The sequence below is a fragment of the Pseudomonas sp. MPB26 genome (assembly GCF_046605355.1).
Taxonomy (GTDB): domain Bacteria; phylum Pseudomonadota; class Gammaproteobacteria; order Pseudomonadales; family Pseudomonadaceae; genus Aquipseudomonas; species Aquipseudomonas cedrina.
The window spans coordinates 2,367,443-2,380,616 of record NZ_CP176793.1; the positions used below are offsets into that span (position 1 = coordinate 2,367,443).

General features: G+C 62.6%; 9 protein-coding genes. 8 read left to right on the plus strand and 1 reads right to left on the minus strand.

Features of this window, described 5'->3' with window-relative positions; genetic code table 11:
• Positions 1-14: 14 nt before the first annotated feature.
• Complete coding sequence (gene gshB, locus ACLH0H_RS10915) at positions 15-968, minus strand: glutathione synthase (protein WP_076953155.1); 954 nt, start codon at positions 966-968, stop codon at positions 15-17.
• A gap of 241 nt (positions 969-1,209) precedes the next feature.
• Between gshB and pilG the strand changes: the two genes are divergently transcribed.
• The 8 genes from pilG (at position 1,210) to ACLH0H_RS10955 (ending at position 13,068) form a co-directional block, all read left to right on the plus strand.
• Positions 1,210-1,617: a twitching motility response regulator PilG gene (gene pilG / locus ACLH0H_RS10920; protein ID WP_411381998.1), complete on the plus strand. Its 408-nt coding sequence runs from the start codon at positions 1,210-1,212 to the stop codon at positions 1,615-1,617.
• A gap of 45 nt (positions 1,618-1,662) precedes the next feature.
• Positions 1,663-2,028, plus strand: coding sequence for a twitching motility response regulator PilH (gene pilH / locus ACLH0H_RS10925; protein ID WP_076953156.1), 366 nt, complete (start codon positions 1,663-1,665; stop codon positions 2,026-2,028).
• Between the two features lie 12 nt (positions 2,029-2,040).
• A complete protein-coding gene (locus ACLH0H_RS10930; RefSeq protein ID WP_411381999.1) occupies positions 2,041-2,565 on the plus strand; it encodes a chemotaxis protein CheW in 525 nt (174 codons plus the stop codon).
• The gene (locus tag ACLH0H_RS10935) at positions 2,562-4,613 is read left to right on the plus strand and encodes a methyl-accepting chemotaxis protein (RefSeq protein WP_411382000.1); all 2,052 of its coding nucleotides are present in this window, start codon (positions 2,562-2,564) and stop codon (positions 4,611-4,613) included. Before ACLH0H_RS10930 ends, ACLH0H_RS10935 begins: the two co-directional genes overlap by 4 nt.
• A gap of 177 nt (positions 4,614-4,790) precedes the next feature.
• Positions 4,791-10,610, plus strand: coding sequence for an Hpt domain-containing protein (locus ACLH0H_RS10940; protein WP_411382001.1), 5,820 nt, complete (start codon positions 4,791-4,793; stop codon positions 10,608-10,610).
• Positions 10,603-11,058: a chemotaxis protein CheW gene (locus ACLH0H_RS10945; RefSeq protein WP_411382002.1), complete on the plus strand. Its 456-nt coding sequence runs from the start codon at positions 10,603-10,605 to the stop codon at positions 11,056-11,058. The genes ACLH0H_RS10940 and ACLH0H_RS10945 overlap by 8 nt, the downstream gene beginning before the upstream one ends.
• An 867-nt stretch (positions 11,059-11,925) precedes the next feature.
• The gene (locus tag ACLH0H_RS10950; protein WP_411382003.1) at positions 11,926-12,180 is read left to right on the plus strand and encodes a DUF6124 family protein; all 255 of its coding nucleotides are present in this window, start codon (positions 11,926-11,928) and stop codon (positions 12,178-12,180) included.
• Between the two features lie 165 nt (positions 12,181-12,345).
• A complete protein-coding gene (locus tag ACLH0H_RS10955; protein WP_411382004.1) occupies positions 12,346-13,068 on the plus strand; it encodes a hypothetical protein in 723 nt (240 codons plus the stop codon).
• Positions 13,069-13,174 lie beyond the last annotated feature (106 nt).

The following is a 13,174-nucleotide window of genomic DNA, read 5'->3' on the forward strand; positions in this document are numbered from 1 at the left end:
CCGGCTGTTCTATGTCACTTGGCTTGCAGCTTGCGCTCAATGGCAGCCATCAACATTTCGCCGATGTTCGTGCCAAATGCATTGTCGATCTCGCGAATACAGGTCGGGCTGGTGACGTTGATTTCAGTCAAGTGCTCACCAATCACGTCCAGGCCGACAAACAGCAAGCCCTTTTCACGCAGGGTCGGGCCGACCTGGGCAGCGATCCAGCGATCCTTGTCCGACAACGGCCGTGCTTCACCACGGCCACCGGCCGCCAGGTTGCCGCGCGTCTCGCCGGCTGCCGGGATGCGCGCCAGGCAGTAATCCACCGGTTCGCCGTCGATCATCAGGATGCGCTTGTCGCCGTCCTTGATCGCCGGCAGGTAGGCCTGGCCCATGATCTGCTGGGTGCCCAGGGCTGTCAGGGTTTCCAGGATCACCGACAGGTTCGGGTCGCCGGCGCGGTGCCGGAAAATCGAGGTGCCGCCCATGCCGTCCAGCGGCTTTAGGATCACATCACCGTGTTTGGCGGCGAATTCACGCAGCACGTCGGCGCGGCGGCTGACCACGGTCGGCGGCGTGCATTGCGGGAACAGTGTGGCGAACAGTTTTTCATTGCAGTCGCGCAGGCTCTGCGGCTTGTTGACGATCAGCACGCCGGCGCGCTCAGCCTGCTCCAGCAGGTAGGTGGAGTAGACGAACTCCATGTCGAACGGCGGGTCCTTGCGCATCAGGACCACGTCCAGGTCGCTCAGAGGGCTATCGATTTCATCCGCAAGCTCGAACCACTTTTCAGGGTTGGCAAACACCTGCAGCGGGCGCATACGTGCACGAGCCTCGCCGTCACCCTGGTAAAGATCGCGCTGCTCCATATAGAACAACGTCCAGCCGCGAGCTTGGGCGGCCAGGAGCATGGCCAGCGAGCTGTCCTTTTTATAGGAGATGCTGGCGATAGGGTCCATGACAATGCCGACGCGAACGCTCATGGGGGATTTCCTCTAGCAAATGGGTGCGCATAAAAGTGGCGTCAGAGTGGCGCTGTGGCTGTTGTGGGTCAAGGAAAAACCACCTGGCCGGTTGCTCGATAGATTGCGCCCAAAGACTGTGCTAAAAAGACTGCCACGGCGCAGCAGCGCCTTGAATTCCAAGGCTTGCGGCGCTCATCCCGGGCAACATCGGGCAGTGCACACGAAAAAACCGATTCGCTGTGGCGATGGCAGAGCAGATATGGAACAGCAATCCAACGCCTTGAGGGTGATGGTGATCGACGACTCGAAGACGATCCGCCGCACCGCTGAAACCCTGTTGAAAAACGTAGGGTGCGATGTCATCACGGCCATCGACGGTTTCGATGCCCTGGCCCGGATTGTCGACCATCACCCGCACATTATTTTTGTCGACATCATGATGCCGCGCCTGGATGGCTATCAGACCTGCGCATTGGTGAAGAACAACCCGGCGTTCAAATCGATCCCGGTGATCATGTTGTCTTCCAAGGACGGCCTGTTCGACAAGGCCAAGGGGCGCATCGTGGGTGTCGATCAGTTTTTGACCAAGCCGTTCAGCAAGGAAGAACTGCTGGGCGCGATCAAGGCCTATGTGCCAGGGTTCGCCGCAGTAGAACAAGCACACTGACGCCGCCCCACAAGGGCGGCGTCCACCTATGTAGTGGGGAAAACCATGGCACGTGTTCTGATCGTCGACGATTCGCCGACCGAAATGTACAAACTGACCGGTATGCTGGAAAAGCATGGTCACCAGGTTCTCAAGGCCGAAAACGGCGCGGATGGCGTGGCCCTGGCCCGCCTGGAAAAGCCCGACGCCGTGCTGATGGACATCGTGATGCCGGGTCTCAACGGCTTCCAGGCTACGCGCCAATTGTCCAAGGAGCCGGAAACCAACGGTATCCCGATCATCATCATTACCACCAAGGACCAGGAAACCGACAAGATCTGGGGGGCGCGCCAGGGCGCCAAGGATTACCTGACCAAACCCGTGGATGAAGAAACCCTGATCGCCACCCTGAATAAGGTGTTGGCTGGTTGACTGTTCGCCATCATGACCGAGTCGCACACCGCCTTCGAACTGCTGCTGGACATTGACCGCCGCTGCCGCCTGCTGGCTGCCGACCTGCCATCCCAGGAAGCTCGCCTGCAGCGTTGGAGCGGCATCGGCTTTCGTTTGGGCGAGCATTGGTATGTCGCGCCCATGGGGGAAGTGGCCGAAGTCCTGCATGAGCCGCGTTGCACCTTGATGCCCGGAGTCAAGGCCTGGGTCAGGGGTGTGGCCAACCTGCGTGGGCGTTTGTTACCGGTGATGGACCTGGGCGGTTTCCTCGGCCTGGAGCTGTCCAAGGCGCGCAAACAACGGCGGGTATTGGTGGTGGAATATAACGACCTGTTTGTCGGGCTGCTGGTGGACGAGGTGGTGGGGATGCAACATTTTGCACAAGACGCGTTGCTGGCGAACGCCGCTCCCGGTGCGCCGTTCATTCAGGGCCGATTCGAGGGCGACCCGCAGTGGCAGGTCCTCAGCCCCTTCGCCCTGGCCCAGGCTCCGGGTTTCATGGACGTTGCCGCATGACCACCGCAACCACGCCGAGGCCTCAGGCCGGCTCGCGCAGCCGCTCGCAGATTATCGTGCTGTTTATTGCACTGATCGTGTTCATCATGTTGCTGTTCGCCAACTTTGCGTACCTCAACACCCAGTCCACCTACGACAAACAGTACATCGGCCACGCCGGTGAGCTGCGCGTGCTGTCCCAGCGCATTGCCAAGAACGCCACCGAGGCCGCTACCGGCAAGGCCGCTGCGTTCAAGCTGTTGGCGGATGCGCGCAACGACTTCGCCCAACGCTGGGGCTACCTGAAAAAAGGTGACCCGCAAACCGGCCTGCCCGCCGCGCCCGGTGCCGTGCGCGCCGAAATGCGCGCGGTGCAGACCGACTGGGAAGCGCTGCTGAAAAATACCGATGCGATCCTCGCCAGCGAACAGACGGTGCTGTCCTTGCATCAGGTGGCCGCGACGCTCGCCGAAACCGTGCCGCAATTGCAGGTTGAGTCGGAGAAGGTCGTCGACATCCTCCTGCAGCGCGGCGCCCCGGCCAGCCAGGTGGCCCTGGCCCAGCGCCAATCGTTGTTGGCCGAACGAATCCTGGGGGCGGTCAACACCGTCCTGGCCGGCGATGAAACCGCGGTGCAGGCCGCCGACGCCTTTGGGCGCGATGCCAACCGCTTCGGCGTGGTGCTCAACGGCATGCTCAACGGCAACCCAGGGCTGCGCATCACCCAAGTCGAAGACCGCGATGCCCGCGCGCGGCTGGGGGAAATCGCCGAGCTGTTCGAGTTTGTCTCCGGCTCCGTGGATGAAATCCTCGAAACCTCGCCGCAACTGTTCCAAGTGCGCGCCTCCGCGAGCAATATTTTCAACCTGTCGCAAACCCTGCTCGATGAAGCCTCGCACCTGGCCACCGGGTTTGAAAACCTGGCCAGCGGGCGCAGCTTCGACACCATCGGCGGCTATGTGCTGGGCCTGCTGGCGTTGACCTCGATCATCCTGATCGGCCTGGTCATGGTGCGCGAAACCAACCGTCAGTTGCATGAAACCGCCGAAAAAAACGAGCGCAACCAGAACGCGATCATGCGCCTGCTGGACGAAATCGAAGACCTGGCCGACGGCGACCTCACGGTGACTGCCTCGGTGACCGAAGACTTCACCGGCACCATCGCCGATTCCATCAACTATTCCGTGGACCAACTGCGCGACCTGGTCGCCACCATCAACCTCACCGCCGGCCAAGTCGCCGGCGCGGTGCAGGACACCCAGGCCACCGCCATGCACCTGGCCCAGGCCTCGGAACATCAGGCCCAGCAGATCGCCGAGGCCTCCACCGCGATCAACCAGATGGCCCAGTCCATCGACCAGGTGTCGGCCAACGCCGCAGAATCCTCGGCGGTCGCGGAGCGCTCGGTGGAAATCGCCAACAAGGGCAATGAGGTGGTGCACAACACTATCCACGGCATGGACAACATTCGCGAGCAGATCCAGGACACCGCCAAGCGCATCAAGCGCCTGGGCGAGTCGTCCCAGGAGATTGGCGACATCGTCAGCCTGATCGATGACATTGCCGACCAGACCAACATCCTCGCCCTGAACGCCGCGATCCAGGCCAGCATGGCTGGCGATGCCGGGCGCGGCTTTGCGGTGGTGGCCGATGAAGTGCAGCGCCTGGCCGAGCGCTCATCGGCCGCGACCCGGCAGATCGAAACCCTGGTGCGGGCGATCCAGGCCGACACCAACGAAGCGGTAATCTCCATGGAGCAGACCACCACCGAAGTGGTGCGCGGCGCACGCCTGGCGCAGGATGCCGGGGTGGCGCTGGAAGAGATCGAAGGCGTGTCGAAAACCCTGGCGGCGCTGATCCAGAGTATTTCCAATGCGGCGCAGCAACAGACGTCTTCGGCGGGGCAGATTTCCCTGACCATGAACGTGATCCAGCAGATCACCACCCAGACGTCGTCGGGCTCCACGGCGACTGCCGAAAGCATCGGCAACCTGGCGAAGATGGCCAGCGAGTTGCGTAGGTCGGTGTCGGGTTTCACCCTCCCGCCGCCACAACGGGTCGATGATTGAAATGCGACCCAAAGAACACCACAGTCCAAATGTGGGAGCTGGCTTGCCTGCGATAGCGGTGGGTCAGCTACCTATATATCAACTGACAGACCGCCATCGCAGGCAAGCCAGCTCCCACATTAGATCTTCATTATTCCTGGCAGCATCTGCAACTCAAAAATTCTCACCGGAGTGAATATGGTTGATCGGCACGACTACGTGGCCCTCGAATGGGTCAAGGGCGACATTGCCGAAACCCTGAAACAGGCCCGGTCGGCGCTGGACGCGTATGCCCAAACCTCGGACGGCGACGCCATCGAGGAGTGCCTGGCGTGCGTCCATCAAGTGCATGGCGCCTTGCAGATGGTCGAGTTCTACGGCGCGGCGCTGCTGGCCGAAGAAATTGAAGCACTCGCCGTGGCTCTGCAGGCCGAGCGCGTCAGCCAGCGCGACGAGAGCATCCGCCTGCTGCAACAAGCCCTCAACCAGCTGCCGCTGTATCTGGACCGCGTGCACAGTGCCCGCCGCGACTTGCCGCTGGTGGTGTTGCCGCTGCTCAACGACCTGCGCAGCGCGCACGGCGAAAGCCTGCTGTCGGAGACCAGCCTGTTCAGCCCGCAATTGCTGACGATAGCCCCGCTGCCCGATGAAGCCCTGGCCCAACGCGCGGTGCCCGACCTGAAAGAGCAATTGCGCCAGTGGCACCACCTGCTGCAACAGGCGTTGGCGGGGCTGCTGCGTGAGGACCACGGCCCGAGCAACCTGGAAGACATGGCGCGGGTGTTCGCGCGCCTGGAAGCCTTGTGCCAGGGCGCGCCGTTGTTGCCGCTGTGGCAAGTCGCCTCGGCACTGGTCGAGGGCATGCTCACCGGTGTGATCGCCAACAGCCCGGCGTTGCGCAGCCTGCTCAAGGCCAGCGACAAACAACTCAAGCGCCTGCTCGCCCAGGGTATCGAAGGGGTCAACCAGCCGGCGCCGGATGAGTTGCTCAAGAGCTTGTTGTTCTACGTCGCCAAGGTCACCCGGCCGACACCGCGCATGCAAAGCCTCAAGGAACGCTACGGCCTGGACGAGGCCTTGCCCGACAGTGCCGTGGTAGACGCCGAACGCGCCCGCCTGGCTGGAGCCGATCGCAACGCCATGGGCTCGGTGCTGGGGGCTTTGTGTGAAGAACTGGTGCGGGTCAAAGAACGCCTCGACTTATTTGTACGCAGTGACCGCCAGCACACCGGCGACCTTGATGCGTTGCTGGCACCGTTGCGGCAGATCGCCGACACCCTGGCGGTGCTGGGCTTCGGCCAGCCGCGCAAAGTCATCATCGACCAGCTTGCCGTGGTGCTGAGCCTGGCCCAGGGCCAGCGCGAACCCAACGACGCCGTGTTGATGGACGTGGCGGGCGCGTTACTCTATGTCGAAGCCACGCTGGCGGGCATGGTCGGCACCGTCGAGCCGCAAAGCCGCGAAGAAAGCCGCCTGCCGACCACCGACCTGACCCAGATCCACCAATTGGTGATCCGCGAATCCTGCCAGTGCCTCAAGCAAGCCAAGGAGCTGGTGATCGACTGTGTCGAAGCGGACTGGGACCGCCAACGCCTGGAATCCTTGCCGGAGCTGCTGAGCCAGGTGCGCGGCGCGCTTGCGATGATCCCGTTACCCCGCGCGGCGAGCCTGATGCGCGGTTGCACCGACTATGTCGACGAACAATTGATAGGCAACGACGCTGCGCCTTCGCAGCAGCACCTGGCGCATTTCGCCGATGTGATCAGCGGCTTGGAGTACTACCTCGAGCGCATGCTCCAAGACCCGGACGCTACCGGCGAACGGATGCTGGAGCTGGCCACCCAAGGCCTGGCTGCGTTGGGTTACCTGCCCGCCGAAAAACCCTGGCGCCAGGCATTGGCTGCGCCGGATGGCGTGCTTTCAGCCGAGGTCACACCGAGCCAATCCCAGTTCGATGCGCTGGCCAGCCCGACGTCGCGCCTGAACCCGCCGGCCCTGCAGCGCCCCGGTAGTTTGCTGCCGCCACCGGCTGATGAGGCGCCTATCGACGATGAACTGCGCGAAGTCTTCCTTGAAGAAACCGACGAAGTGCTTGAGGTGCTGCACCGCCACCTGCCCAACAGCGCCGACAAGACCGCCCAGGGTGAAATGCGCCGTGCGTTCCACACGCTCAAAGGCAGCGGCCGCATGGTGCGCGCCCTGGTATTGGCCGAGCTGGCCTGGGCCGTGGAAAACCTGCTCAACCGCGTGCTGGAACGCAGCGTGGTTCTCGGCGCTGAGGTGCAGCAGGTGCTGGATGAAGCGGTGGCCCTGCTGCCCGAACTGATCGCCGACTTTGCCGCCGACGCTCAACGCCAGCGCGACGAAGTCGACGCCCTGGCCGCCCGCGCCCATGCGCTGGCCAGCGGTACCCAAGCGCCGGCCGCCGAACCCCATGACCCGCTGTTGCTGGAGATTTTCCGCAACGAAGCCCAGAGCCACCTGGGCAGCCTCAACCACTTCCTGCAACAGGCCGCCGAGCATGTGCCGCTGCAAGTCAGCGATGAACTGCAACGCGCCTTGCACACCCTTAAGGGCAGCGCCTACATGGCCGGCGTGCTGCCGATTGCCGAACTGGCGCGCCCGCTGGATCACCTGACCCGCGAGTACAAGGCCCATCGCCTGCCGCTGGACCTGGATGAAGTGGAGTTGCTGCTGGAAGCCGAAGGCCTGTTCCAGCGTGGGCTGCGTGACCTGGACAGTGATCCCCTGGCGCCGATCAACGGTGCGCAAGACCTGATCAACCGCACCCAAGGCTTGCTCGATCACCAGCTTGAAGCACTGCTCGACGCACCGAACACCGGCCTGCGCATCAAGCGCGACCCGCACCTGATCGCCAACTTCCTGGCCCAGGGCATGGACATCCTGCTCGACGCCGAAAACCTGCTGCGCCGCTGGCAACAGCACCCCGGCGCGCGCCAGGAACTGACCGCGCTGCTGGACGAGTTGACCACCCTGGGCGATGGCGCGCATGCCGCCGACCTGCACGCGATCGACGCACTCTGCGAAGCCTTGCTCGACCTCTATGGCGCCGTGGAAGAGAGCAGCCTGGCGGTGAGCGAGCGGTTTTTCCACGAAGCCGAACAGGCCCATGAAGCGTTGATCAACATGCTCGACCAACTGGCCGCCGGCCAGGAAGTCAGCCCGGCGCCGGCCCGTGTCGAAGCCCTGCGCGAGCTGCTGGACGAAGCCCTCGACCCGTCCGCCACCGGCCTGATCAAAAGCGACGGCAACCGCGCGCTGAGCATTGCCGAGCTGGGTGCCGCCACACAGCAGTTGGAACGCGAGACGACGATTGACGACGAGATCGTCGAGATCTTCCTCGAAGAAGCCGTGGACCTCCTCGACAGCGCCGGGCAGTCGCTCAAGCGCTGGTTATTGGAACCGGACAACGCCGCGCCGCTGTCGTCCTTGCAGCGCGACTTGCACACCCTCAAGGGTGGTGCGCGCATGGCCGAAATCCAGCCGATCGGCGACCTGGCCCATGAGCTCGAATGCCTGTACGAAGGGCTGGTGGATCGGCGCTACAGTTACTGCGCCGAACTGTCCCTGTTGCTGATGGCGAGCCATGAACGGCTGGCCTCGCAGCTTGGTGACCTGCAACAGCATCAACCCCTGGGCGATGCCGCCGAGTTGATTGCCCAACTGCGCGAATTTCGCCAGAGCAGCACACCCGCAGCGCCGGTCGAGGCCCCGTCAGCGTCTGGCGCCGATCCTGAGCTGCTGGATATTTTCCTCGAAGAAGCCGCCGACATTCTCGACAGCTCGGGCAGCGCCTTGCTGCGCTGGCAGGCCGAGCCCGGCAACCGCCAGGAAGTCGAAACCCTGCTGCGTGACCTGCACACCCTCAAGGGCGGCGCGCGCATGGTCGAGATTGCGCCCATCGGCGACCTGGCCCATGAGCTGGAATTTCTCTACGAAGGCCTGTCGGCCGGGTTGCTCGCGCCGTCCGCCGAACTGTTTGCGCTGCTGCAAGGCTGCCACGACCGTCTGGCACAGATGATCGACGCCGTGGCGGACGGCCTGCCGGTCGGCTCGGTGGACAAACTCATCGAGCGCATCAAAAGCCTGGTACACCCGAGCGAAGAGCCGGTAACCCCGGTGGCGCTGCCGGCGGGCAAGGCGGAAGCCGCCATGGACCCGGCTGCCGATATGGTGAAGATCTCCGCCGAGCTGCTTGACGACCTGGTCAACCTGGCCGGCGAAACCTCGATCTTCCGTGGCCGTATCGAGCAGCAAGTCAACGATGCGCGTATTGCCTTGAGCGAAGTGGAAACCACCATCGAACGCATGCGCGACCAACTGCGCCGTCTCGACACCGAAACCCAGGGCCGTCTCCTCAGCCGCCAGCAGGCCGAGGCCGAACGCCTGGGCTACGAAGAGTTCGACCCGCTGGAAATGGACCGCCACTCGCAGTTGCAGCAGCTGTCCCGCGCGCTGTCGGAATCGGCCTCCGACCTGCTCGACCTCAAGGACACCCTCGAACGTCGCAACGAAGATGCCCACGATCTGCTGCAGCAACAGGCGCGCATCAACACCGCGTTGCAAGAAGGCCTGATGCGCACGCGCATGGTGCCGTTCGAACGCATGTTGCCGCGCCTCAAGCGCATCGTGCGCCAGGTGGCGGGCGAGCTGGGCAAGGACGTGGAGTTCATCGTCGGCAATGCCGAGGGCGAGATGGACCGCAACGTGCTGGAACGCATGGCGGCGCCGCTGGAGCACATGTTGCGCAATGCGGTCGACCATGGCCTGGAATCTCGCGATGTGCGTTTGGCGGCGGGTAAACCGGAGAAGGGCCGCATCACCCTGGACCTGACCCACGAAGGCGGCGATATCGTCTTCGACATGCGCGACGACGGTGCCGGGGTGCCGCTGGAAGCGGTGCGGCGCAAGGCGATCAAGCGCGGCCTGCTCGACCCTCATCAGGAGATCAGTGACCGCGACGTGTTGCAGTTCATCCTGCAGCCGGGGTTTTCCACGGCAGAGAAGATCACCCAGATCTCCGGGCGCGGCGTGGGCATGGACGTAGTGCATGAAGAGGTGCGCCAGCTCGGTGGTTCGATGGTCATTGATTCGACGCCAGGCGCCGGCGTGCATTTTCGCATCCGCCTGCCGTTTACCGTGTCGGTCAACCGCGCGTTGATGGTGCAATGCGCGGAGGATCAATATGCGATCCCGCTCAACACCATCGAAGGCCTGGTTCGGGTACTGCCCCATGAACTGGCCGGGCATTACCAGCAAGACCCGCCGCATTATGAGTACGCTGGCCAGCGCTATGAGCTGTTCTATTTCGGCGACCTTCTGCACACCGTCAGCCGCCCGAAACTGCTGGGCCAGTACCAGCCGGTGCCGGTGCTGCTGGTGCAGTGCAATGAGCGGCGCGTGGCCATCCATGTGGATGCCATGGCCGGCACGCGGGAGATCGTGGTCAAGGGCCTGGGCCCGCAGTTTGCCGGCGTGCAGGGTTTGTCCGGCGCAACCATTTTGGGCGATGGCCGCGTGGTGCTGATCATCGACTTGTTGGCGCATATCCGCGCTCGCCCGCCGGCCTTGCCCGCCCAGATGATCGATGCACCACTGATCCTCAACGACCCGCTGAAAAAACGCGCGCTGCTGGTACTGGTGGTGGACGATTCGGTCACCGTGCGCAAAGTCACCAGCCGCCTGTTGGAGCGCAATGGCATGAACGTGCTCACCGCCAAGGACGGCATCGACGCGCTCGCCGTGCTTGAAGAACACACGCCGGACCTGATGCTGCTCGACATCGAAATGCCGCGCATGGACGGCTTCGAAGTGGCCACCCAAGTGCGCAACGACCCCCGCCTGATGCGCCTGCCGATCATCATGATCACCTCGCGCACCGGCCAGAAACACCGCGACCGCGCCATGGCCATTGGGGTCAACGACTACCTGGGCAAGCCGTATCAGGAATCGGTGCTGCTCGAAAGCATTGCCTACTGGAGCAAGTCCCATGCTTGACCACCGCGCCAGCCAACTCACCGGCCTGCTGCTGCCGTTGGCTGATCGGCACCTGATCCTGCCCAACGTCGCCGTCGCCGAGCTGATCGACTTCCAGCGCGGCGAACCGGCCAGCGATGCGCCGCCGTGGTATTTGCGGCAAGTGACCTGGCGCGATCGGCAAATCCCGCTGATCAGCTTTGAAGCGGTGTGCGGTGAAGCCAGCGTGACCGGCGAACGTTCGCGGATCGTGGTGTTGAATGCGCTGGGTGGGCGGCCGACATTGAAGTTCATTGCGCTGGTGATCCAGGGCATTCCGCGTTCGTACAAGCTCGACAGCGAGTTGAGTTATGTGGACGTGCCGCTGTGCCCGCTGGAACTGGCGGCGGTGCAGGTGGGGGAACATGTGGCGAAGGTGCCGGATTTGATGGGGTTGGAAGCCTTGCTGGTCGAATCCGGATTGGCCTGAACACTCTTCTCAAATTCAGTGAGAGCTACTGTGGGAGCTGGCTTGCCTGCGATAGCCATAGGTATCTACACATCTTTGTAGTGAGCGGGCTTGTCCCGCGCTGGGTGGCGAAGCCGCCCCAATAAATACGCCGCCGAGTTCCAGATAAATCCAAGTCGCCTGGTTTGGGGCCGCTTCGCAGCCCAGCGCGGGACAAGCCCGCTCACTACAGATGCTCGCATGCATTAAAAATAGATGTGTAGATATCTATGCTGCGATAGCGGTGGGTCAGTCACACATTAGCCAGCTGACCCACCGCCATCGCAGGCAAGCCAGCTCCCACACTGAATTGCGCTCGGCTCCAGCCCTCAATCAATCCGCGCAAACCGCTCAATCACCGGCTGCTCCCGATGCTCGGCCTGCCACAAGTCGTCGATCGTTCCCACGCTCTGCGTGGTAATGCATCCCGTGACGCTCCGCGTCACCCTTACGCGGGGCTGTGGTCGGGACGCGGAGCGTCCCAGGCGGCATTACCACGCAGAGCGTGGGAACGATCAAGGTGAGCGGGGGCTTCGGATTTTTCCTGCAAGATGTTGGGCAGTGCATGAACTTGTCGCATCGAGTCAACGCGCCTAGTCTTCGCCCCGTCATCGCAAAAAACGGTGACACGGACGTGCAAGTCCGACGAAACTGTTTAGGCGTACAAACGCCCAGCCAACCACGGGCGTTTTTTGTGCTCGCTGCTTAATGGCGGCTGCGCGCAGGAGGTCTTCGGACCTGCTGGGTGTCCTAAACAGGCCCGGTCTTGCACACCTGCGCACGGTCGCCACCCTCATTCGCGTGCAAGCGAACGGTGGCGCTCCTTACTTACTGTTTAGGAGCTTCATCATGGTCAAACCTACCCCCAATCCACCGCTCTTCACCGTCAACCCGCACCAAACCACCGAAACCCTGCTGGTCAATGCCAGCGAAACCCTATCCTCCCTCAACGCACTCACCTGCAACCTGGCCTTCGACCTGGACGCTTCCCAACGCGCGATCATGCTGGGGATTCAGCAAATGGCTGAGTTCGGACAATTGTTGGTCGAAAGGGCGTTGGAGCAAGTCAGCCCGTCGCCGGAGGTGGTCCCAAAAAGGGACTGATCGGTCCCTTAATGGGACAGCTATCTAACAAACAACACCGGGCAAATGTGGGAGCGGGCGTCTTGGGCAATTGCGACGAGCCACGGAACACTTGCTCCCCCATCGTAAAGATCCCCGCTCCACTGCCGATAGCGAGGGGAATTTTTCGACAGAAGTATCGACGCAATGTGGCTTTTGGATGGGTTTGCCTGGCTGTACAACCTCAACCGTTTTACCGGCACGCTGCTGATGTGGTTTGGGGTGCTGGTGTTCACTGCAGCGGTAACCATGAACGTGCAGTCCAACCGGGGGAAGCTGTGGGGCTTCACGATTGCCACCGCGGGCGCGGTGTTTATTCTGGTGTACCTCGAAAGCCTCAAGCTGATCGGTGCCGATAAGGCAATCAAAGGCGTTGTGAGCAATTTCGTGGTCATGACCCTGGGCGGTCTCGGGTCGGGTCTGCTGGCGGTGGCGATTTCCCAAGGACCCACACCGCAAGAGGATAAACAGGCCCGTGGGTTTATCCGTGATCGTCTGCTGGATGCGCTTGAGTACGCTTTTGTGTATGTCGCGATCTGCTCGTTCACCCTGTTCGCGGTCTGCCTGCCGCTCAACCTGCTGGGGTGGCCTCCGGTCGGCGAGCATGACCTGCTGAGCCTGCTGATTGTGTGTCTGGGCGCATTGTTGGGTTACGCGATAGCGTCCCGCCCCAGTCGCTTGAGAAACTGGGAGCAAGTGGGTGCTTGCGCGCTGGTGGCGTTGCTCGTGCTGCTGTTACCGGTTTACGCGCAGGCGCTGTCAGGGCTGTGGGATTGGAGTTGGGCGGCCGTGTCGGGGTTGCACGTTTTTGCGGCGTTGGCGTTTTTCAGGACCCTATGGTTCCATCGCAGCGAATGGCGCAGGGTCTGAACGCCCCGTGTTAATTGAGTCATCATTAACCCAGACGTAACAGTCCAACGTCCAGCTTGATTGATGGCCCCCTCAATCACTCCTAAGGTAAGCCCCACGACAGCAA

What these genes read in the sequence shown, in the direction of transcription:
- ACLH0H_RS10955 (WP_411382004.1), top strand. Translation starts at nt 12,346, where the DNA reads ATGTGGCTTTTGGATGGGTTTGCCTGGCTGTACAACCTCAACCGTTTT.
- ACLH0H_RS10950 (WP_411382003.1), top strand. Translation starts at nt 11,926, where the DNA reads ATGGTCAAACCTACCCCCAATCCACCGCTCTTCACCGTCAACCCGCAC.
- ACLH0H_RS10940 (WP_411382001.1), top strand. Translation starts at nt 4,791, where the DNA reads ATGGTTGATCGGCACGACTACGTGGCCCTCGAATGGGTCAAGGGCGAC.
- ACLH0H_RS10930 (WP_411381999.1), top strand. Translation starts at nt 2,041, where the DNA reads ATGACCGAGTCGCACACCGCCTTCGAACTGCTGCTGGACATTGACCGC.
- ACLH0H_RS10935 (WP_411382000.1), top strand. Translation starts at nt 2,562, where the DNA reads ATGACCACCGCAACCACGCCGAGGCCTCAGGCCGGCTCGCGCAGCCGC.
- ACLH0H_RS10945 (WP_411382002.1), top strand. Translation starts at nt 10,603, where the DNA reads ATGCTTGACCACCGCGCCAGCCAACTCACCGGCCTGCTGCTGCCGTTG.
- pilG (WP_411381998.1), top strand. Translation starts at nt 1,210, where the DNA reads ATGGAACAGCAATCCAACGCCTTGAGGGTGATGGTGATCGACGACTCG.
- pilH (WP_076953156.1), top strand. Translation starts at nt 1,663, where the DNA reads ATGGCACGTGTTCTGATCGTCGACGATTCGCCGACCGAAATGTACAAA.
- gshB (WP_076953155.1), bottom strand. Translation starts at nt 968, where the DNA reads ATGAGCGTTCGCGTCGGCATTGTCATGGACCCTATCGCCAGCATCTCC.